Origin of the sequence: Vagococcus penaei, assembly GCF_001998885.1 — a bacterium.
GTDB classification, from domain to species: domain Bacteria; phylum Bacillota; class Bacilli; order Lactobacillales; family Vagococcaceae; genus Vagococcus; species Vagococcus penaei.
Genome location: NZ_CP019609.1, coordinates 591,241 through 611,946, shown reverse-complemented (window position 1 = coordinate 611,946; position 20,706 = coordinate 591,241). Strand labels below are relative to the sequence as shown.

General features: G+C 32.9%; 25 protein-coding genes and 2 pseudogenes. All 27 read left to right on the top strand.

Translation table 11 applies throughout. The features are described 5' to 3' along the window. Positions 1–8 precede the first annotated feature (8 nt). The 27 genes and pseudogenes from pstB (at position 9) to purS (ending at position 20,705) form a co-directional block, all read left to right on the top strand. Positions 9–761 (top strand): phosphate ABC transporter ATP-binding protein PstB, encoded by a 753-nt coding sequence (gene pstB, locus BW732_RS02900; protein WP_077275384.1) that lies wholly within the window; start codon positions 9–11, stop codon positions 759–761. A 43-nt stretch (positions 762–804) separates the two neighbouring features. Continuing rightward, the gene (gene phoU / locus BW732_RS02895; protein WP_077275383.1) at positions 805–1,479 is read left to right on the top strand and encodes a phosphate signaling complex protein PhoU; all 675 of its coding nucleotides are present in this window, start codon (positions 805–807) and stop codon (positions 1,477–1,479) included. A 150-nt stretch (positions 1,480–1,629) separates the two neighbouring features. Further along, positions 1,630–2,955: a murein hydrolase activator EnvC family protein gene (locus BW732_RS02890; RefSeq protein ID WP_077275382.1), complete on the top strand. Its 1,326-nt coding sequence runs from the start codon at positions 1,630–1,632 to the stop codon at positions 2,953–2,955. A 434-nt stretch (positions 2,956–3,389) separates the two neighbouring features. Further along, on the top strand, positions 3,390–4,040 hold the full coding sequence (locus tag BW732_RS02885; RefSeq protein ID WP_077275381.1) for a pilin N-terminal domain-containing protein: 651 nt from the start codon (positions 3,390–3,392) through the stop codon (positions 4,038–4,040). 103 nt (positions 4,041–4,143) lie between these two features. After that, the gene (locus BW732_RS02880; RefSeq protein ID WP_077275380.1) at positions 4,144–4,584 is read left to right on the top strand and encodes a pilin N-terminal domain-containing protein; all 441 of its coding nucleotides are present in this window, start codon (positions 4,144–4,146) and stop codon (positions 4,582–4,584) included. A gap of 212 nt (positions 4,585–4,796) precedes the next feature. After that, positions 4,797–5,237: a hypothetical protein gene (locus BW732_RS02875; RefSeq protein ID WP_077275379.1), complete on the top strand. Its 441-nt coding sequence runs from the start codon at positions 4,797–4,799 to the stop codon at positions 5,235–5,237. Between the two features lie 45 nt (positions 5,238–5,282). Next, positions 5,283–5,537 (top strand): hypothetical protein, encoded by a 255-nt coding sequence (locus BW732_RS11520; protein WP_228414968.1) that lies wholly within the window; start codon positions 5,283–5,285, stop codon positions 5,535–5,537. Between the two features lie 8 nt (positions 5,538–5,545). After that, positions 5,546–6,187 (top strand): class C sortase, encoded by a 642-nt coding sequence (locus BW732_RS02870; protein ID WP_228414967.1) that lies wholly within the window; start codon positions 5,546–5,548, stop codon positions 6,185–6,187. Between the two features lie 64 nt (positions 6,188–6,251). Beyond that, positions 6,252–6,488 (top strand): hypothetical protein, encoded by a 237-nt coding sequence (locus BW732_RS11310; RefSeq protein ID WP_126844187.1) that lies wholly within the window; start codon positions 6,252–6,254, stop codon positions 6,486–6,488. A 629-nt stretch (positions 6,489–7,117) separates the two neighbouring features. Further along, positions 7,118–7,387 (top strand): hypothetical protein, encoded by a 270-nt coding sequence (locus tag BW732_RS02865; RefSeq protein ID WP_228414966.1) that lies wholly within the window; start codon positions 7,118–7,120, stop codon positions 7,385–7,387. 315 nt (positions 7,388–7,702) lie between these two features. Continuing rightward, a pseudogene (locus BW732_RS11755) lies at positions 7,703–7,899 on the top strand (Cna B-type domain-containing protein). Between the two features lie 40 nt (positions 7,900–7,939). After that, entirely contained in the window at positions 7,940–8,059 is a 120-nt protein-coding gene (locus BW732_RS11515; protein WP_228414965.1) for a Cna B-type domain-containing protein, read from the top strand. Further along, positions 8,049–8,126, top strand: a pseudogene (locus tag BW732_RS11750) (Cna B-type domain-containing protein); the annotation flags it as partial. The gene BW732_RS11515 and the pseudogene BW732_RS11750, both read left to right, overlap by 11 nt. Before the next feature lie 6 nt (positions 8,127–8,132). Further along, positions 8,133–8,315, top strand: coding sequence for a hypothetical protein (locus BW732_RS02855; RefSeq protein ID WP_237301598.1), 183 nt, complete (start codon positions 8,133–8,135; stop codon positions 8,313–8,315). A 472-nt stretch (positions 8,316–8,787) separates the two neighbouring features. Then, positions 8,788–10,689 carry a BglG family transcription antiterminator gene (locus tag BW732_RS02850; RefSeq protein ID WP_228414964.1) on the top strand — a complete coding sequence of 634 codons (1,902 nt, stop codon included), beginning with the start codon at positions 8,788–8,790 and terminating at the stop codon, positions 10,687–10,689. After that, entirely contained in the window at positions 10,682–11,140 is a 459-nt protein-coding gene (locus BW732_RS02845; RefSeq protein WP_228414963.1) for a PTS sugar transporter subunit IIA, read from the top strand. Before BW732_RS02850 ends, BW732_RS02845 begins: the two co-directional genes overlap by 8 nt. 12 nt (positions 11,141–11,152) lie before the next feature. Continuing rightward, positions 11,153–12,490 (top strand): PTS galactitol transporter subunit IIC, encoded by a 1,338-nt coding sequence (locus BW732_RS02840; RefSeq protein WP_077275374.1) that lies wholly within the window; start codon positions 11,153–11,155, stop codon positions 12,488–12,490. 28 nt (positions 12,491–12,518) lie between these two features. Further along, positions 12,519–12,803: a PTS sugar transporter subunit IIB gene (locus BW732_RS02835; protein ID WP_077275373.1), complete on the top strand. Its 285-nt coding sequence runs from the start codon at positions 12,519–12,521 to the stop codon at positions 12,801–12,803. 12 nt (positions 12,804–12,815) lie between these two features. Beyond that, positions 12,816–13,652, top strand: coding sequence for a class II fructose-bisphosphate aldolase (locus BW732_RS02830; protein ID WP_077275372.1), 837 nt, complete (start codon positions 12,816–12,818; stop codon positions 13,650–13,652). A gap of 2 nt (positions 13,653–13,654) precedes the next feature. After that, entirely contained in the window at positions 13,655–14,347 is a 693-nt protein-coding gene (locus tag BW732_RS02825; RefSeq protein WP_077275371.1) for a triose-phosphate isomerase, read from the top strand. Then, positions 14,348–14,863 carry a YjbQ family protein gene (locus BW732_RS02820; RefSeq protein WP_077275370.1) on the top strand — a complete coding sequence of 172 codons (516 nt, stop codon included), beginning with the start codon at positions 14,348–14,350 and terminating at the stop codon, positions 14,861–14,863. Positions 14,864–15,088: 225 nt separating this feature from the next. Beyond that, the gene (locus tag BW732_RS02815) at positions 15,089–16,483 is read left to right on the top strand and encodes a gluconokinase (protein WP_077275369.1); all 1,395 of its coding nucleotides are present in this window, start codon (positions 15,089–15,091) and stop codon (positions 16,481–16,483) included. Positions 16,484–16,585: 102 nt separating this feature from the next. Continuing rightward, on the top strand, positions 16,586–17,068 hold the full coding sequence (gene purE / locus BW732_RS02810) for a 5-(carboxyamino)imidazole ribonucleotide mutase (RefSeq protein ID WP_077275368.1): 483 nt from the start codon (positions 16,586–16,588) through the stop codon (positions 17,066–17,068). Further along, positions 17,061–18,179 carry a 5-(carboxyamino)imidazole ribonucleotide synthase gene (gene purK / locus BW732_RS02805; RefSeq protein ID WP_077275367.1) on the top strand — a complete coding sequence of 373 codons (1,119 nt, stop codon included), beginning with the start codon at positions 17,061–17,063 and terminating at the stop codon, positions 18,177–18,179. The genes purE and purK overlap by 8 nt, the downstream gene beginning before the upstream one ends. Before the next feature lie 17 nt (positions 18,180–18,196). Continuing rightward, the gene (gene purB / locus BW732_RS02800; RefSeq protein ID WP_077275366.1) at positions 18,197–19,492 is read left to right on the top strand and encodes an adenylosuccinate lyase; all 1,296 of its coding nucleotides are present in this window, start codon (positions 18,197–18,199) and stop codon (positions 19,490–19,492) included. A 211-nt stretch (positions 19,493–19,703) separates the two neighbouring features. Then, positions 19,704–20,414 (top strand): phosphoribosylaminoimidazolesuccinocarboxamide synthase, encoded by a 711-nt coding sequence (gene purC, locus BW732_RS02795; protein WP_077275365.1) that lies wholly within the window; start codon positions 19,704–19,706, stop codon positions 20,412–20,414. Positions 20,415–20,453: 39 nt separating this feature from the next. Continuing rightward, a complete protein-coding gene (gene purS / locus BW732_RS02790; protein WP_077275364.1) occupies positions 20,454–20,705 on the top strand; it encodes a phosphoribosylformylglycinamidine synthase subunit PurS in 252 nt (83 codons plus the stop codon). The last annotated feature ends 1 nt before the right edge of the window (position 20,706 follow it).

Genomic DNA, 20,706 nt, shown 5'->3' with positions numbered 1-20,706 from the left:
GGAGCCTTATGTCAATTATTGAATCGAATGATCTGCATCTATATTATGGTAAAAACGAAGCACTTAAAGGTATTACAATGAATTTTGATGAGGGTGGAATAACGGCTCTAATTGGTCCGTCTGGTTGTGGTAAGTCAACCTATTTGAGAACGTTAAATCGCATGAATGACTTAATTCCTAATGTTACAATCACAGGTAAAGTAACTTATCGTGATGATGATATTTATAGTCCGAAAATGGATATTGTGTCATTACGTAAACAAATTGGAATGGTCTTTCAACAGCCTAATCCATTTCCTTTTTCAATCTATGATAATGTTATTTATGGCTTAAGATTAGAAGGAAAACATTCAAAAGAAGAGTTAGACCAAATTGTTGAAGAAAGTTTACAAGCTGCAGCTGTTTGGGATGATGTGAAAGATAAATTGAATAAAAGCGCGTTATCTCTATCTGGTGGACAACAGCAACGTGTCTGTATTGCAAGGGTTTTAGCAGTTAAACCAAAAGTTATTCTATTGGATGAGCCAACTAGTGCACTAGATCCGGTATCTAGTGGTAAAATAGAAAATATGCTACTAGAATTAAAAAATCAGTACACAATGATTATGGTGACACATAATATGCAACAAGCGTCACGTATTTCGGATAAAACAGCATTCTTCTTGAATGGTCACTTAATCGAATACGATAAAACAAAGAAAATATTCTTGAATCCAAGTAAGCAAGAGACGGATGACTATGTTTCTGGTAAGTTTGGTTAAAGGATTAAGGAGCAACCAATTGATTATAGGGGGATGAGAAATAATGTTAAGAACACAATTTGAAGAAGAACTAAATAAGTTGCACACGAAGTTTCATAATATGGGTAACGATGTCAGTCACGCTATCAATAAATCAGTTAAGTCTTTTATTGATCACGACAAGAGTTTAGCAAAAGAAGTAATTGTTGAAGATGCAGCAATCAACCAACAGGAACAAGATTTAGAAAAAAGAAGTTTTGAAATGATTGCTTTACAACAACCTGTTACGACTGATTTACGGACAATTGTTACCATCATGAAGGCTAGTAGTGATTTAGAAAGAATGGCTGACCATGCTGTAGCAATTGCTAAATCGACAATTCGTGTTAAGGGAAATAAGCGTGTTCTTGAAATTGAACAAGAAATTTCTCAAATGGCTGCGAATGTGACAAAAATGGTTGACGAGGTTCTAGTAGCATATGTCAATACTGATGTCGAACGCGCAATGCAAATTGCCCAACACGACGAAATAATTAATCAATACTTTAAAGATATTTACCACCATTCAATTCAAGCGATGCAAGAAGATCCAGAAACTGTAGTCGTCGGAGCAGATTATATGCATGTTGCAGGATTCTTAGAAAGAATTGGCGACTACGTGACGAATGTTTGTGAGTGGATTGTGTATTTAAAGACTGGAAAAATATCTGAGTTAGAAGTTAAATTGAAGCCTGAGTGATAAATGTAATAAAAGCCTAGAGTTATTTAATTCTAGGTTTTTTATTGTTTTACTTTTGTAATAAAATTGTAACTAAATATAATGCTAATCTATGGTATAGTCTATTAAGAGCATAAGTACAAAAAAAAGAATGTGTATAGGGGTAAATCAATGAAAGCAAAAAAATCGTTAATCTTCACCTTTGCCGCAACGTGTTTGGTAGCTATGACACATGCTGGAACAGTTGAAGCTGAATCAATAGATAAAAAAATTGACAATGAAAATAAAGTTATTAATAAATTAGCTGCAGATAAAAATTCAGCTGATCGTAAATTATCTGATATTGATGCCAATATTAGCGCTTTAACACAAGAATCTGATCAGTTATTATCTGAAAAGGTTACTCTAGAAAAAGAAGCTAACCAATTGACGATTGATATTGCAAACTTAGAAAAAGCAATTGAAAAACGTACTGAAAAAATTGAAGAACAGGCACGTTCTACACAGGTTAATCAAAATGATCAAGATCTTGTAAATGTTATTTTGGATTCTTCATCTGTATCAGATGCAATCAGTCGAACTGTTGCTTATACAAAATTGATGACTGCTAATAATGATATTGTTCAAGAACAGAAAAAAGATCAAGAAGAATTAGCTGCAAAACAAGAGCAGTTACAAATTAAAGTGGAAGAAATAACGCAAAAAGCGAATGATTTAAAATCTAAACAAACAGAATTGGAATCAGAAAAAGATGCACAATTAAAACTAGCACAGGATATCTTAAAATCTTTAGATTCTGCTAAAGGCAAAAAATCAGAATTAGTTGCGCAAAAAGCTCAAGCTGAAAAAATAGCTGCTGAAAATGCTAGATTACAAAAAGAACAAGCTGCTCGTGAAAAAGAAGCAAAAGCAGTTCAGGCCAAAGCTTTAGCTAAGCAACAAGCAGCGCAAAAAACAGTTCAACAAACTGCTAAGTCAGTAGAATCAAGTGAGACAGTTTCACTATCTAAACCGTCAAGTAACCCTGGAACAAGTAACAATACAAATACAAGTAGTGATGCTTCTACATCAACTGAATCTCGGCCATTGCCTTCAAGTAGTAGTGGTTTCCAAAGACCGATTCCAAATATCACAATTACAAGTGGTTTTGGAGGACGTCCTGATCCTAACGGTTTTGCGGGAACATGGCATGATGGAATTGATATGGCAGGATCTTCTGGTCAACCAATTATGGCATCTCGTGCGGGAACTGTTGTAGAGTCTAGTTTTCATCCAAGTGCTGGTAATCATGTGATTATTCAACATGATAATGGCTACTTTACATACTATATGCATTTAAATGCACCTGGTATTGCAAGTGGCTCTCAAGTTCAAGCTGGAGATGTGATCGGTGGTATGGGAACAACTGGTAATTCTACGGGTGTCCATTTACATTTTGGTATCAGTACAGGATTATGGAGTGGCTTTATGGATCCAAGTTCTTTCATTGGTCTGTAAAATTAAAGGTAGGAGTCATTCTTAAATTATGATGACTATTTGAGTAATAAATTTTTCTAATAAAAAATCATAAGATAAAGCATCAAAACCAATTTGGTTTTGATGCTTTTTTATATTAACTATTTAAAATACAATAAATAGTATTTGTGATAAAAAAGTATGATCTACTGAATGATAAATTAGCAACTTTTGGTATATTATAGAAAATACTTAGCTAAAATAGCGTACAAAAATATTTTATTGACTTTTTACAACTAAATTGACTTCTAAATGATTGATTTAGCTATAAAAAAATACTTTACTATTATATAATGAATAAGTAGGGTTCTTTCAAGTCTTTTTGATACACAAAGTTTTTTAAAAGTACTTTATTTAACTTTTAATTCTACGGTATAAAAGAAATGACAAGTTTAAAAAGGAGGTGGCATATCAGGATGAAAAAACTTTTTTTTCTTATACCTGTGCTAGTTAGTTTAGGTTTGGTTTATTTAGTAGTTGGAAGTGAGACGATGACAGCTGTCACTTTGAGTCATCAAGTCACATTAAATATTCATGCGAATGATCCTACACATCAGTTGACTGGACGATTAGATAAAGAATTAGGGATTTATGATTTAACAGAAGTTTATGTCAGCGAACAAAAAATAGAAGCTCTGAGTCCCAAAGAATTTAGTGAAAAATGGTCTGGTAAAGCTTGGAACAATACATTAAAATTAGCTAAACCAATAGAGTTAATTGATTTAGCTACGGTCGATGATGTTGGGGTTATTACACTTCCGATGCAGCAAAATTCACATGATGCAGTTTATTTAATTCAAGAAGTTCAATCCGCTCCAGTCTCTGCTGATACTTTGCGCTTTGTTCCTATAGTTCTAGTATTACCTATTTATTCATCTGATAGTCAGAGCCCTTTAAAAACTATCGATATCTATTTAAAACATAAGGATGGGTCAAAGCCGGTAAAGCCAACTGCGCCTACTGAAGAGCAATCTACACATGTTTCAAATATTGTTAAAACAAAGCCAACGCAAGATCGTTTACCAAGTACAAAAGAATTGAAATCACTGTACCTTGGATTGGAGTAGATGCTTCACCAATGGCAGTGGATGAACGAGAGAATGTAAAGATTACTTTAAATAAAAAGCTTATGATGATTTACCTGGAGAAATCCAAAATACAGGATTACTAATGGAGCAATTTGATCACGCCAAATCGTTAACTGGTATTGGTTTTGAGATATATAATGTTTCAGCTAAATTTTGGCAAGCTTACGATGAAGCATTAGGAACTAATAAGACACCAACTACAGAAGAACCAAAAACGGCTATAAAAACTGCTAGCAATAGTATTGAACGCAAATATCAAAATGGTCAGGTTCCAAGAACTGGGTTGATTGATCAGGAAAGAAACACAGATATTAATGGTCAAGTAAGTTTTACTGTTCCATTTAAACTTAATAAGCAATATCAGGTCTATTTATTCCTTGAAACGTCAGTACCTTCTAATATTAATGAAAAGGCAGATCTGATGATTGTTGTCTTACCTATCCAAAACCCAGAAACGAATACATTATTAACAGATATTCAGCTGTATCCAAAGAATTCAATTAAAGAGGAATTTAATAAGTAAATGGTTGGTAAAAAAAGTAAAGAAGAAAACTGATTAGCTGTTAATGAAATAAACATTCTTTATGATGTTAGCGTAGATACCGGTTATGCGCATAATGTTGGTGATCAAATCCAATATTATGTTGAATTACTGTACCAAATGGTATTGGTGAAACTAATTCTACAGATGAAGGTCTTCGAACATTATATAGTAACTTACAAGTAAAAGATTTAATGAATACAATTGGAACGACATTTAACCAAATTGATCGAATTGTGACACAAAAAGATGAGACAGTTGATCTTAATACAGAAAATTATTTATTAAATCACTATCAAGTTGTTGATGTCAAAGGTCCTGAAACAATTGATGGTCAATTAACACAAAAAGCGCCATCTAGTTTTATGCTTGAATTTAATCTTACAGATAATGTCGATGATCAAAAATCAATTGAAGCGGCAAAAGCATCAAGCTCTTATTCGGGAGAAACTTTGAGAATCTATTATACAATTACCATTAATAAATTTGCAGTACTGGATGTTTATATCCAAAATGAGGCGACATATTCATTTAAAAAACAAGGTGAAGCGGTACAAGATAAAGTCTCAAAAGCACCACAATTAGTTGTAGGTGGGGTAGGTATTTGGTCTAATAGATCTCGTCAACACTCATAAACAAGTCGAGTTAATTAACATAACTAATCAAGAAGGAGGGACAAAATGAGACGTAAAAATCGTAAGCTGCGACCAGTTCCTAATAATCGTTTAATTAGTCATTTAGTTATGCTTGGACTTCTTTTGATTGGTCTACTCATTATGTGCTATCCTTTTTATGTTGATGCAATCAATGGTTATATGGATAATTATCAGATTAAGAAATTCGGTCAAGAAATGGCACAAAAAAATGCTGAAACAATAGCTTTGCAAGAAAAAACATTAAATGAAAAAAATCAAAAAAAAATAAAAATAACGTAGTTGTTAATTTGGATTCATTTTTGGATGTTAATGAAGATGAAATCATATCTGATGGGACTAGAAAAGAACATCTGATTGGTTCGGTGAGTATTCCAAAAATTAATATCACTGTACCAATGTTTGATACAACGACTGATTTTTTATTACAAAATGGTGTCACTGTTTTAGATAATCACTCTATGCCAATAGGTGGGGCTAGCACACATGCGATTATTTCAGGACGTCGAGGGCTAGCTAGCAGAAAATTATTTACAGACTTAGATCAAGTGGAAGTTGGAGATGTTTTTGTGGTTAATATTTTGACTGATAATTTGGCCTATAAAGTTGAAAAAATTCAGGTCGTTAAACCAAAAGACTTAGCTAAAATTGCTATTCAACCTAGTCGTGATTTAGTGACTCTATTAACGTCTACACCTTATATGGTCAACAGTCATCGTTTACTCGTGACTGGTCATCGAGTTCCTTATACTGATAGTGTCGCTAAAAAGGTAGCTATGAGTGATCAAGGAATGACTGTTAAGCAACTCTTTATTATTGGTAGTTTGATTGTGGGTGTTCTTATGATTTTGATGGTGATGCTTCATTTAATTCGTCAATCAAAAAGAAATCAAACATCACGCATAAAACGTACAAAAAATCGTAAAGATTAATTAGTCTAAGTAAAGGAGATATTCTATGAAGAGTAAATCCGACTATTATATAACAAGTTGTTAGTTGTTTATTTTATTTTGTGTGATTGAGGTACTATTTTTAAAACAATTAACGATTGTATTAGCAGAAGAACAGTCTTTTAATGACTTAACCAAGCGAGTAGAGTTAGCCGACTTGCCTAGAATAAAAATTGATACGTATCAAATTGGGTTACCCATTCAAATGACTATAATCCTTAGTATACCGAGTAATGCACTGAGTTCTGATGAAAATCAGTATGAGTATCAGTTACCCAACTGAACTGGTTAGTATGACAAATGATCCGATGCCAATTGTTAATCAAGATAATGAAGAAGTTGGTCGGTTAGAAACGACAACGACTGGTGATTAAAAAATAACGGCTAGAATTCATTTAGATGATCCAACAAAAAACAGGAGCTATCTTTTTTTGCGTTAGTCAAATTAAATCGTGAACAAGAGATTGGTAAAAAAGAACTAACATTTGGGTATCAGGTTAATTACTTGTTTACTGTAAAACCCTCAACACCAGGCTTTTTTGGTGGAAAACAGAGGGACTTGATTACACTAAAGAGATAAAAGCTGCAAACTATTGGGAATATGATATTACAACGATGGCATTAAATTTTATTATTAGGCTGAACTCTAATAATATTAAATCTAAAAATCCTCATTATCGTGGTGATATACTTAGTATAGGTTCACCCTATTATTTTTATGGACGTGAATCACGTTATGGTAATTACGATCCCAACTTAATTGCGATTTGTATTGATATTTTTCACTCCCTAGTTACGGGAAACGGTTATAAGTCAAACTTAGAAGACTAAGTCAACACAGATACTGCAAAACATATTATTGATATCATGCATATGGGGGCAATTCGAGTACAACAGAATGGAATGCGTGTTTTGTCAAAACCAAGCACTCAGCGACCAATCTTTTTTGGAGATAGGACTACAAGTAAGGGTTATAAGCAACTCTTTATGTTTTCAGAACAAATTGTTGCTTGGCAAGTGGAGGCAACTAATAATTTAAATGCTAGCTATATTTTAAAAAATTTTACCTTATCTGATATGCAAGCAGTTATGAGACGAAATACTAATGAAAATTACACGAATATTAATTTAATGGAGTATATTAACGATTTGGAAAGTATGCGTCAGGCATTTAACGATTAGTCTTTTTTAGATGATTTGTCACAATAACTATTAACGACAACTGACACGATTACTTATGATTTACCTGATCAGCAGAATGTTTTTAACGTTTACATTGATTACAATCAATCTCGAAATATTGCTTATCTTGATCAAAGTGGGTTAGCAGGACGAAATAAACCTTTTAAACAACTACGTTTAGGACTTTCTAAAAATTTGCCTGCTGAGCAAAAGGTTTAACTAGTTTTTTATAAATTATCTAGTGACTTTTGGAATACTGATGTTGGTTTTACGGGAGTTTCAGTTGGTAATAGCTAATATAAAGCTTTATTTACGATGCCTGGACGCGATCGACCAACTAGTATCGTTATTAATTTATTACGAAATGGTCAATTTTATCAAAAACAAGTAGTCACCGAGTCATCTAACTGGAAAATCGTTTTGATAAATTACCAGTTTATGATAATAATGGTAATAAATATCAGTATACTGTGAAAGAAGACTCTGTTCCAGAGCTATACTACAAGGTATGATGGAACGAGTATTGTTAATATAGAATTAAGGAAAATAGTGGTGAAAAAATATATTGATTCTGATAACGCTAATAACACGAGACCGGATTCAATTACGGTAATTTTAGAGCAAAATGGTGAAGAGTTGAAACAAACAACTATTAAACCAGATTCAAAATAAATGGACATATGAATTTGATTCGTTACTGACTTATGATGAAAACAATAACGAGTATAAATATACAGTTAAAGAATTGCCAGTTGATGAGTATGAGACAGAGGTAGGTGGTACGATTATTATCAATACTTATCAAGAGATGGAAGGTTTGCTACCAGATACAGGTGGTATACTGCGACAAAAAGTGATTGATGTGGGTGCATTTATTGTAGTCATATCGATAAGTAGTTTAGTTTATATTCGGATTAAAAAAGCATAAATATTAAAAATATAAGACATACGATACGGTGAATTGTATGTCTTATATTTTTTTGTCATAGGGTAGTAATATCAGAGCAAATGATTCTAACTAGAATTCAGTAAAAACTTATAGTTCAGGTTGCAATATACTCATGAGTATATTATATTAGTTGATTTATATTAAATGTTTTAATTTTTAAATTAAATTTCAGTTTGAATATGTTTATTTTTATTTAGGCTGGAATAAAACTTATAATTTTTAGAAATTTTGTTGAGTAAAGCTTATTCTATATGTTTTATGTAAGTGGTTCCACATTAATGTGGAAAAATCATATCGGATAAGTTATAAAACATACAGTATACTATGGGTGTCAGATGAATGACTTATGAGGGGAAGGGGTTCAATTGAATTTGACAGAAAATGAAAAAAGTTGCTTTGGTTACTATCGAGACAAAATTCTTATCAACCTGCAAAATTTTTTTCTCAGGAAATGGGGTATTCTTCAAAAACAATTTATCAAATATGTGATTCATTAGCTAAGAAACTTGTAACTGTCTATCAAGAAGAATTAATTGTTCGATATCCTCGACATGGAATTAAATTAAATGATCCTAATAATCATTTAGTTGATCATTTAAAAGATGTTATTAGCGAAGAAACAAAGTATTCAAAAGAATTTAGAGAAATTTATTTATTATTGGAATTATTAATTAACGGTAAAATAGCTAAAATTAGTGATTATGCAGATATTTTTTATGTCACTGAAATAACTATTCAAAAAGATAATGCTCGGGTTGTTAGACTTTTAGAAAAAAATGGTATTCATATGTCTAAGCAGGGTCATATTGATTTTGCAGACAAGATTGATGGACAAGATAAATTGGCTATGGTGGTTAAAAAAATTATTTTAGATCGGGCAGAAAAAAATGTTCTGGTTTTTGATAATTATTTTAAACTATATTCAGAAGTGAAAAATGAAAATTATTATTATAGTTTATTTTTAAGTATTCAAGAGTTTTGTGAAAAAAATTATATTAATCATGCTGCAACATTACAAAATCATCACTTAAACTCATTGATATTATCTATTTATTTTTATTTATTAAGTCAAAGTCGTTTAGAATATTTTAATAGTAAATGTATTTTAAATTTTTCTGCAACACAATTAGAGCAGATTGAGTGGTATGTATATGTTTTAGAATTTTCTAGATTACTAAAAAATAAGTATGATTTAGAAACTAGTCAACAAGATGTGCAAAAAATATGTCATTTATTAGTTATGCATGGTTTTGAATTTACAAACACTTTTTTAGAAACCACTAACCAACAAATTGAACTACTTGTAGAGGAGTTAATTGCGAATATGTCAACTTATCTTGATATTGATTTAAGAAAACATGATAAGTTGAAAAAATCATTGATAAAGCATATTACGCCGATGGTTAAGCGTTTACAAAACAATGTTTACATTAAAAATCCTATTGTTAATCAGATAAAAAAACAATATTCTTCTGTGTTTCAATTAGTTAGTATAGCAGTTAGTCATTTGGAAAAAGCATTTGGCATTATACTTAATGAAGATGAGAATGCATTTTTGACAATTCATTTTGAAGCAGCGATTGAATCTGAAATTGATGCTAAACACGTTTATATTGTCTGTAAGCAAGGGCTTTTAACTTCTGAATTGATTTACAATAAATTAAATCAAGTACTACCTAAACATACTATTATTGAGTTAATAACTGCAGACCAACTTAATCATTTAGAGCATGAAAAAATTGATTTAGTTGTTTCGTCAGTGAAAATTGAGAACAGTAATTATCCGATTTGTTATGTCTCGATTTTACCGTCAGACACTGAAATCAAACATGTTGTTCAGACGTTATTTGATATTGAGGTTAAGCGTATGAAGTTTACTCAAATGAATACGCTAAAAGAGAGTATTTTATCACGGTTTGTGAATCAAGATCATGTTTTTCTAAAACAAAATTTAAAAACCAAAGAGGAAGTCTTCAAGTTCCTTGCGACGACGTTTAGTCAAAAGGAATTAAGTTATAGTGATATTAGTAGTGAATTAAATAAACGTGAGTTATTAGGATATACTAGTTTAAATACTGGAATTGCAATACCTCACGTGCCACCATATTTAGTAAAAGTTAGTACGGTAATGTTTATTACTTTAAAAAAACCGATATCTTGGGGATATAACAAGGTCTCATTGATTTTATTTTTAGCTATTAAAGAAGAGGATGTTTTTTACGCAAAGAATATTATTGAAGAGATTCAAGAAGTGATTGAATCTTCTAAACAAATCGAAACAATTAGTGCTAGTTCAAGTTTTGAAGAATTTAAAAAAAAGCTATTGAGAGAAAGGAAGAATGCAAGTGTTTAATGAAAAATTAATTTTTTTGGGTGAAAATTTAGTGTCACAAGAAGATGTATTTAAATTTTTAACTGATAAATTATTTAATAAAAATTTAGTTAAACCTGAATTTTTTCAAAAAATTGTTGAAAGAGAACGTCAATTTCCTACAGGGTTATCAATTAACGGTTTTGGTGTTGCAATTCCGCATACAGATTCCATTTTCGTTAATAAGTCACAAATTGCTTATGTTTCATTAAAAGAACCTGTTATTTTTAAAGAAATGGGGAATAGTACAACAGAAATAAAAGTGAATCAAGTTTTTATGCTGGCATTGAAAGAAGCTCATGAGCAACTTGATATTCTGCAAAAACTAATTGAAATGTTTCAAAATGAAATGCATATGACGAGTTTAGTTACAGCTACGTCAAGTCAAGAAGTTGAAAGCGTTCTTATGGAATCGGGCTTAATAATTAAATAGGAGGATTTAATAATGTTAGATTTATTACAAAAGTTTGTTGATTTGGGATCAATCGTTGTTTTACCTATTTTAATTTTTATTTTTGGTATGGTATTAGGTGCTAAACCAGCTAAAGCTTTTCAGTCAGCATTAACAGTTGGTGTTGGTTTTGTAGGTTTAAATTTAGTCATTGATTTATTAAGTACAAGTTTAGGAACAGCTGCACAGGCGATGGTTGAACGATTTGGCCTGAGTTTAACGACAATTGATGTCGGTTGGCCAGCAGCTGCAGCAATTTCTTACGGAACAATATTAGGTACGTTGACGATTCCGATTGGAGTGATTTTGAATATCATTTTAATTATTTTAGGTTTAACTAAAACATTGAATATAGATGTTTGGAATTTCTGGCATGCAGCGTTTGTTGCTTCATTAATTTATGCTTTAACTGGTAATTTTGGTATGGGACTATTTGCAGCAGTCATTTATTTAATGATGATGTTATTATTCGCAGATATTTTAGGTCCAATCATTAAAAAATTCTATGGTTTCCCAAATATCACATTTCCACATGGAACAGCTATTCCTGGTTTTATTTTTGCTTTACCATTCAATTGGTTATTTGATCGTTTACCTGGAATAAAAAATTGGAAAGCTGATCCAGAAACAATTCAAAAGAAATTTGGGGTTTTTGGCGATTCAACAGTTATGGGCTTTTTAATTGGTTTAGTTATTGGTATTTTAGCTGGTTATGATGTTGCAGGTGTGGGTCAATTAGCTGTTAAAACTGGTGCAGTTATGGTATTGATGCCAAGAATGGTTGCATTATTAATGGAAGGCCTAACACCAATATCAGAAGCGGCTAATGCCTTTGTTCAAAAGCGTTTTCCTGGTCGAGAGTTATATATAGGTATGGACGCAGCATTATCAGTAGGGCATCCAGCAGTTCTTTCATCATCATTATTATTAGTACCAATCACTATTTTATTAGCCGTTATTCTTCCTGGAAATACGACTTTACCGTTTGGTGATTTAGCAACTATTCCATTTTTAGTTTGTTTAATGGCTGCTGTTTTTAATGGTAATATTGTTCGAACAGTAATTGCAGGAACAATTTATATGACAACAATTTTGTATGTGACTTCATGGGTAGCTCCACTTGTAACGATTGCTGCCAAAGCGGCAAACTTTGATTTAAATGGTAATTCAAGTATTACAGCTTTAGCAGAAGGTGGATTGTGGACCACGTTAGCCTATGTAGGCTTGACTAAACTCTTTAGTTGGGGTGGTTTACTCATTATTGCAGTAATTGTTTTAGCAGGCATGATTTACGTTAATAAAGTATTACCTAAGAAAGTAAAAAATAACTAAAAAAATAACGAATATTGGAGAGATTATAATGAAAAAAATGCTAATTATGTGTGGAACTGGTGTTGCAACATCAACAATTGTGACTGGAAAAGTCAAAACGTGGTTGAAAGAAAATGGTTTGGAAAATGATGTTCAGCTATTTCAATCAAAAGTTGCTGATGAAATGAATAAAATTGATAACTACGATGTGGTGATTAGTACAACGATTGTACCAGATAAAATTAAAGATAAAGTGATCATGGGAGTACCATTGCTAACTAACGTTGGCGTAGATGATATGTGGAAAGAAGTCGCTAAGAAAATCAAGGGATAGGGGCGTTTACCAATGGTATTAGTTAACTCAAAAGAATTATTTAAAAAAGCTCGTGAAGAGCAATATGCGATTCCAGCATGTAATTTCTTTGATTTAGATTCTGCAAGAAGTTACGTTGCTGTAGCTGAACGTGAAAATAAACCATTAATTTTAGCTTTAGCGGAAGCACATTTAGATATGATTAGTTTAGAAGAAGGCGCTTTAATTGGAAAATATTTAGCTGAAAAAGCTACTGTTCCTGTCGTTTTACATTTGGACCATGGCCAAACATTATCAGTCATTGAACGAGCAATTGATCTAGATTTTACGTCCGTCATGATTGATAAATCAGAAAGTACTTTTGCTGAGAACGTTGCATTAACAAAAAAAGTAGTCGCAATGGCGAAAGGAAAAAATGTTGCGGTCGAAGCAGAAATTGGTCATGTTGGATCAGGTGTGAATTATGAAAATCATGAAGTTAAAGATTCTATTTATACAGAAGTGTCAGATGCAGTTACTTTTGTTGAGGAAACACAGGTTGATTCTTTAGCAATCTCGATTGGAACTGCTCATGGTGCTTATAAAGGTGAGCCAAAAATTAATTTTGACCGTTTAATTGACATCGCAAAACAAGTTGATATTCCACTTGTATTACATGGGGGATCATCATCAGGTGATGAGAATCTTAAGCGTTGTGCTGTTACGGGAATTGAAAAAATTAATATCTTTACTGATTTTATTAACAGTGCGTTTGAGGCAATTACTAGTGAGCAACCAACTGATTATTTACAAGTTAAGGCTGTTGCTAATCAGGCAATTGAAAAAACATTAAGTCATTATTATCAAGTATTTGAAACAAAAGAGGTGTAAAGATGAAACAAACATTACGAGCACCATTTTTCGTGGTCAATCCTAAAGCGTATTTGTATGGAGATAAATTACTCGATTTAGCTAAAGTTGCTAATGACCTCGCTACGAGGTATGATCTAGATATTTTATTTACAGCACAGCATATTGATTTAGCAATGATTAAGCAACAATGTCCCAAATTATTTGTAACGGCACAGCATTTGGATGGATTTAGTCTAGGCAGGGGAATGGGGCATATTTTACCTGAAGCATTAGCCTCTGTTGGTGTTCAAGCAACATTCTTAAATCATGCAGAACATGCCATGACGCTAAGTGAACTAGTTAAGGCAATGGAATTTGCTAGGAATTATAATATCTTAACAATCGTTTGTGCTAATTCGTATGAAGAGGTGAAAGCTATCGCTTCACTAAAACCTGATGTAATGGTTTGTGAGCCAAATGAGTTAATTGGAACAGGTCAGACTAGTGACGATAACTACATGATTGATACGCAAAAATTGATTAAAGAGATTTCACCACAAACGCAAGTATTGCAAGCAGCAGGAATTAGTACAGTTGCCGATGTTGAGAGGGCTTTTAAACTTGGAGCTGAAGGTACTGGTGGAACGAGTGGCATTGTTTGTGCTGAAAATCCACAACAAATTTTGACTGAGATGATTGAAAAGACTGCACTATTTAAAAATGGAGGGATTTAAGTGGCCGTTTACACTCAAGAACTTAATGTAACTAGTCATGGGGGACGTGTTAGTTATCTTAATATTACAGATGAAGTTAAAAAAATTGTTAAAGATAGTGGAATTAAAGATGGAATTTGTCTAGTGCAATCACCTCATACAACATGTTCAGTTATTTTTGAAGAATTTGTTCATGATTTAGATTTTAATGGCGATGAATTTTTACAAGTAGATTTAAATCGCATTTTAGACAATATTGTACCACGTGAATTATCTGAAAATACTAATTATCGTTATCCAGGAGAAAAGCATTTAGACTTTTTAATGTCTTTAAATGATCCGAATTATCCTTGTGATCCAGGTACAATTCTTAATGGCGATGCACATATTAGAGCATCATTCTTTGGTGCAAGTGAAAGTTTTGCAGTGAAAGAGTCTTCAATTCAAACGGGAAGTGTTGGGTACATTTATTTCGTTGATTTTGATCAAAATCGTTCAAGAAATCGAAAATGTCATGTTGTTGTTATGGGTGATTAGGTTAAATAAAGAATTACATTAGTTTATTTCTTTACAAAGTTGATTTAAGTTCAGGTTAGTCGAACTTAAATCAACTTTTTTGATATACTTAATTAGAGATCCTTTTATCCCTCTAGTCACCAGTAGACTAAATGAACACTTAAAAGTGTGACTAAGTTCTTGCTCTTATCAATGAAATTGATATAATTTAAACAGTAGTCAAGTGTGAAAGAAAGATGGTGTCATATGTATACATTAGCAATTGATGTAGGAACAACTAATTTGAAATGCCACATATTTGAAGGGCATCAACTAGTTGATAACTTATCAGTACCAATCGAGACTCATTACGGTTCTTTGGGTAAAATTTATCAAAATCCGGAACGTATTTTAGTTCAATGTCAGCGTTTAATTCGTTCCGTGACGCAAAAAGGTTATGATATTAGTGCGATTGTTTTTAGTACAGCTATGCACAGTATCATGCCAATTTATGACACGCAAACTGATCAAGAATTATTAATTTGGCAAGATTATCAAAGTACTGCTTTTGTTAACCAATTTAAACAGGAAAAACTAGCCGAAACTTTTTATCAAGCAACCGGAACACCGATTCACGAAATGTCACCATTTGCCAAAATTGCGCATTTCAAAAGTAAGCCGTGGTTTAAAGATGTCACTAAATGGCTTGGCATCAAAGAATATTTAATGGAAGCTTTTACTGGTCAGTGTGTCATTGATTATTCAGTTGCCTCTGCCACAGGTTTATTTAATATTCATAAAAAAGAATGGGATCAGGATATTTTAGATTATCTAGATATTACCAGTAAAGAATTAGCCAAACCAGTTGATACTGATCGTTGGTACCGCATTAAACCAAGTTTAGCTGATGAGTTATTCATTTCTCAAGATGTCAAAGTTTATGTTGGTGCTAGTGATGGCTGTTTAGCTAGTTATGCAAGTTATTTAGCAAATGGGACAGCAAATACACTAACGCTTGGAACAAGTGGTGCCGTTCGAAAACTTTCAAGACAAATTGAACTAGATGATAATGGTCAAACATTTTGTTATTATTTAACTAAAGATTATTGGGTCATTGGCGGGGCGACGAATAATGGTGGCCATGTCCTAGAGTGGGCAGATCGGGTTTTTTACGGAAAACAACAATTGTTTAAAGAGTTAAATCATATTGTGACTGAATCGCCGTTAGGTAGTCGGGGTGTTCTTTTCTTTCCATTTTTATGTGGTGAGCGAGCACCATTATGGGATTCAACCGTAACGGCTTCATTTAAAGGTTTAACTAATCAACATGAAAAAGTCGATTTAGCTCGTAGTGTTATGGAAGGGATTCTATTCAATGCCTACTTTATTTCAGAGTTAATCCAGTTAGAACCGAGAGATTTATCGATTAATGGTGGTTTTTTTAATCATGATATTTTAGCGACAATGGCAGCAGATATTTTTGGTAAAACATGTATTCAGTCTCTTTATTCAGAGCCTAGTTTTGGTGCAATTAGTTTAATTGATCCACCTGTAACTCACTTATTTACTAATCAAAAACGCATTTTTTATAATGAAGATAATCACCAACGTTATATGGGTTACTATGATAATTATAAAAAAGCGCTACACGATTATTATTAAAAGCGAACATTAACAGCATATAATATGTGTTTATTCGTATAACCTTTGACATCCTGTCGTTTGATTGTTAAAATTAACAAAAACGAGAGGATGTTTCTTTTTATGGATGTATCAGTCATTATGGGTAGTATATCAGATTGGGAAACAATGAAAAATGCCTGTGAAATTCTGGAGGAATTTAACGTAACATACGAACGAAAAATAATTTCAGCTCATCGGACACCTGATGATATGTTTAAGTTTTCAGAAGAAGCCCGAGTTAAAGGGATAAAAGTCATTATTGCTGGTGCGGGTGGAGCGGCCCATTTACCAGGTATGGTCGCATCGAAAACAACGCTACCTGTCATTGGTGTACCGGTTAGTAGTCGCCAGTTAAATGGTATGGATTCTTTATTATCAATTGTCCAAATGCCAGGAGGAATTCCAGTTGCAACTACAGCTATTGGTGAAGCAGGTGCTAAAAATGCTGGGTTATTAGCCATCCAAATATTAAGCCTAGTTCAACCAAATTTAGTTTCATTACTAACGGCATATCGCGAAAAAATGGCTCAAAAAGTTGCCGAAAGTGAGGCTTATTTTGATTAAAACAATTTTACCTGGTCAAGTGATTGGCATTATTGGTGGAGGTCAATTAGGTCAGATGATGGCGCAAAGTGCTAAAAAAATGGGATTTAAAGTCTGTATTCTCGATCCTGTTACTAATTGCCCGGCCAGTCAAGTAGCTGATGATTTTATTCAAGCGGAATACAATGATTTAGACAGTTTGAGAAAATTAGCTAAACAATGTGACGTTGTTACTTATGAATTTGAAAATATTGATGCAGCAAGTTTATCCCAGTTAGCTGAGATTTATTTACCTCAAGGCACTGATTTACTAAAAATTTGTCAAAATCGTTTGTTAGAGAAAAAATTTTTAACGGCGCATCATTTTCCAATTGCACCATATCAAGTTGTGACAAGTCCTGAGACTTTAAGATTAGCGTGTAATCGTTTAACGTATCCTTGCGTATTAAAGACTACAACGGGTGGCTATGATGGCAAAGGACAAGTCGTTTTATGTTCGGACTTAGATCAGGAAGCTGCGCAAAAATTACTCGCTCATGGACCGTGTGTTTTAGAAAAATGGATTAGTTTTTCCAAAGAACTATCAGTAATTGTATCGGGTAATATACAAGGTGAATACCGTGTTTTTCCTGTTGTGGAAAATCAACATCAACAAAATATTTTACACTTAACGACGGCACCAGCTCAGGTATCAGTTGATATTAGTGAAACGTGCCAGATTTTAGCTTTAGATTTAGCCAAAAAAGTTCAATTAGTTGGCACAATGGCGATTGAATTATTTTTAACTGAAACAGGTGATATTTTAATTAATGAATTAGCTCCGCGACCACATAATTCTGGTCATTATTCCATAGAAGCGTGTAATATGAGTCAATTTGATTTGCATATTCGAGGTATTTGTGGCTGGTCATTGCCAATGGTTCGCTTGTTAAGTGAGGCAGTTATGGTTAATTTGATTGGCAATCAACAAACTAAGACCTATCAATATGTGACTGAAAAGCCAGACTGGTCATTTCATTTTTACGGAAAAGATACAGAAAAAAAAGGTCGAAAAATGGGTCATATAACCGTGATATCAGGAACAATTCATGATATGATAAATGACGTAAATGGGACGACTATTTGGAAATAAGAAAGGAATCTTAAAACATGATTGAACGTTACACTCGCCCAGAGATGGGACATATTTGGACAGATGAAAATCGTTACCAAGCGTGGTTGGAAGTCGAAATTCTAGCTGATGAAGCTTGGGCATCTCTAGGCGAAATACCGCAAGAAGATGCACAAAAAATTCGTGAAAATGCATCATTTGATGTAGCACGTATTTTAGAAATTGAGCAAGAAACGCGGCATGATGTCGTGGCGTTTACTCGAGCCGTTTCCGAAAGTTTAGGTGATGAGCGGAAGTGGGTTCATTATGGGTTAACAAGTACCGATGTTGTTGATACTGCATATGGCTACTTATTAAAACAAGCTAATGACATTTTAAGACACGATTTACAAAATTTCTTAACGATTATTGGTGAAAAAGCAGAAGAGCATAAATATACAGTTATGATGGGACGTACGCATGGAGTTCATGCAGAGCCAACGACTTTTGGCTTGAAATTAGCACTATGGTACTCCGAAATGAAACGCAATATTGAGCGCTTTGATGCAGCAGCAAAGGGTGTTGAAGCTGGGAAAATTAGTGGGGCTGTAGGGACATTTGCCAATACACCACCCGCAGTTGAAGCTTTTGTTTGTGAAAAATTAGGAATACGTGCGCAAGAAATTTCGACGCAAGTGTTACCACGTGACTTACATGCAGAGTATTTAGCGACAATTGCTTTAATTGGAACCAGTATTGAAAAGTTTGCGACTGAAATTCGTGGATTACAAAAATCTGAAACGCGTGAAGTGGAAGAATTTTTTGCAAAAGGTCAAAAAGGATCATCCGCAATGCCTCATAAACGTAACCCGATTGGTTCAGAAAATATGTCGGGACTAGCTCGTGTTCTAAGAGGTTATATGGTTACTGCTTATGAGAATGTTAGTTTATGGCATGAACGGGATATTTCGCACTCATCTGCTGAACGGATTATCATTCCTGATGCAACAATTTTATTAAATTATATGTTAAATCGTTTTTCAACAATCGTGAAACAGTTGACAGTGTTCCCTGAAAATATGAAGCGAAATATGAATGCAACGTTCGGCTTAATTTATAGTCAACGTGTTTTATTGAAATTGATTGACCAAGGAATGAGTCGCGAAGAAGCTTATGACTTAGTTCAACCAAAAACAGCGTATGCTTGGGATCATCAAACAGCTTTCCGCCCATTATTAGAAGCAGATGAAAAGATTATGTCTGTTCTAAGTTTAGAAGATTTAGATGATGCATTTGACTATAACTATCATTTAAAAGAAGTTGATACAATTTTTAATCGTGTCGGTTTAAAATAATCTGAAAATAGTTCGTGATATTTTATATCAAGAACTATTTTTTTGTGTTTAAATCGCTTTGTTTGCGTTAAAAAACGAACATTTTAGATTAGAAATTATTAATTAATCAATAAATGGTTGACTTGCCCATTTAATCATAATAATATGAATGCAACAGATACGAACTATTTTTGTTTTATGTTAAAAAAAGTGTGATATTTAGGAGGAAAAAATGTTGGATTCAATTATTTTATATGAAGGAAAAGCAAAACGTGTACATTTAACAAATGAACCGAATGTTTTAAGGTTAGAATATTTAGATCAAGCGACTGCGTTAAATGGCAAAAAAAAGACAAATATTCTTGGTAAAGGACGGTTAAATAATTTAATCACATCAGAGATTTTTGATTATTTAACTGAGGCTGGCATTACACATCATTTTATTAAAAAAATTTCAGATAGTGAACAACTTGTTGAGAAAGTTACAATCATTCCATTAGAAGTTGTTGTTCGTAATAATGCGACAGGTAGTTTTACAAAGCGTTTAGGAATCCAAGAAGGGACAAAATTACCGACACCGATTATCGAATTTTATTATAAAAATGATGAATTAGATGACCCCTTCATTAATGATGAGCATATTTATTTCTTAGAACTCGCAACTGCAAGTGAACTAGACCGAATTAAAGCAGAGGCTTTAAAAATTAATACTGCTTTAATTACTCTTTTTCAATCTATTGGTATTACACTAGTTGATTTTAAAATCGAATTTGGTCGAACAATAACCGGAGATATTCTTTTATCAGATGAAATTTCTCCTGATACTTGTCGACTTTGGGATAATGAAACAGGTCATTCTCTCGATAAAGATATTTTTCGTAAGGACTTAGGGGAATTAGTACCAGTCTATACCACTGTTTTAGAACGTTTAACTAATCGATAAAATATAAAAATTATAACCACTAATAAAGGAGCGATAAATATGTATCATGTTAATGTCTATGTTAGTTATAAAGAGTCAATCTTAGATCCACAAGTTGAGGTTATCACAAAAGCTATGAATCGTTTAGGTTTCGGTCAAATTGAAAAGTTGAAACTTGGTAAACAATTTGATTTTGAGTTGGCTGGAACATCGATAGAAGAAGTTGAAATCGCAGCGAATCAGCTATGTGATCAGTTATTGGCAAATATCAACATGGAAAGTTACCGGATTCATATTACGGAGGTCAACTAAC

What these genes read in the sequence shown, in the direction of transcription:
- BW732_RS11520 (WP_228414968.1), top strand. Translation starts at nt 5,283, where the DNA reads ATGAGACGTAAAAATCGTAAGCTGCGACCAGTTCCTAATAATCGTTTA.
- BW732_RS02890 (WP_077275382.1), top strand. Translation starts at nt 1,630, where the DNA reads ATGAAAGCAAAAAAATCGTTAATCTTCACCTTTGCCGCAACGTGTTTG.
- BW732_RS02840 (WP_077275374.1), top strand. Translation starts at nt 11,153, where the DNA reads ATGTTAGATTTATTACAAAAGTTTGTTGATTTGGGATCAATCGTTGTT.
- phoU (WP_077275383.1), top strand. Translation starts at nt 805, where the DNA reads ATGTTAAGAACACAATTTGAAGAAGAACTAAATAAGTTGCACACGAAG.
- BW732_RS02875 (WP_077275379.1), top strand. Translation starts at nt 4,797, where the DNA reads ATGAATACAATTGGAACGACATTTAACCAAATTGATCGAATTGTGACA.
- pstB (WP_077275384.1), top strand. Translation starts at nt 9, where the DNA reads ATGTCAATTATTGAATCGAATGATCTGCATCTATATTATGGTAAAAAC.
- purE (WP_077275368.1), top strand. Translation starts at nt 16,586, where the DNA reads ATGGATGTATCAGTCATTATGGGTAGTATATCAGATTGGGAAACAATG.
- BW732_RS02885 (WP_077275381.1), top strand. Translation starts at nt 3,390, where the DNA reads ATGAAAAAACTTTTTTTTCTTATACCTGTGCTAGTTAGTTTAGGTTTG.
- BW732_RS02850 (WP_228414964.1), top strand. Translation starts at nt 8,788, where the DNA reads ATGGGGTATTCTTCAAAAACAATTTATCAAATATGTGATTCATTAGCT.
- BW732_RS02815 (WP_077275369.1), top strand. Translation starts at nt 15,089, where the DNA reads ATGTATACATTAGCAATTGATGTAGGAACAACTAATTTGAAATGCCAC.
- BW732_RS02835 (WP_077275373.1), top strand. Translation starts at nt 12,519, where the DNA reads ATGAAAAAAATGCTAATTATGTGTGGAACTGGTGTTGCAACATCAACA.
- BW732_RS02825 (WP_077275371.1), top strand. Translation starts at nt 13,655, where the DNA reads ATGAAACAAACATTACGAGCACCATTTTTCGTGGTCAATCCTAAAGCG.
- purC (WP_077275365.1), top strand. Translation starts at nt 19,704, where the DNA reads ATGTTGGATTCAATTATTTTATATGAAGGAAAAGCAAAACGTGTACAT.
- BW732_RS02880 (WP_077275380.1), top strand. Translation starts at nt 4,144, where the DNA reads ATGGAGCAATTTGATCACGCCAAATCGTTAACTGGTATTGGTTTTGAG.
- purS (WP_077275364.1), top strand. Translation starts at nt 20,454, where the DNA reads ATGTATCATGTTAATGTCTATGTTAGTTATAAAGAGTCAATCTTAGAT.
- purB (WP_077275366.1), top strand. Translation starts at nt 18,197, where the DNA reads ATGATTGAACGTTACACTCGCCCAGAGATGGGACATATTTGGACAGAT.
- BW732_RS02830 (WP_077275372.1), top strand. Translation starts at nt 12,816, where the DNA reads ATGGTATTAGTTAACTCAAAAGAATTATTTAAAAAAGCTCGTGAAGAG.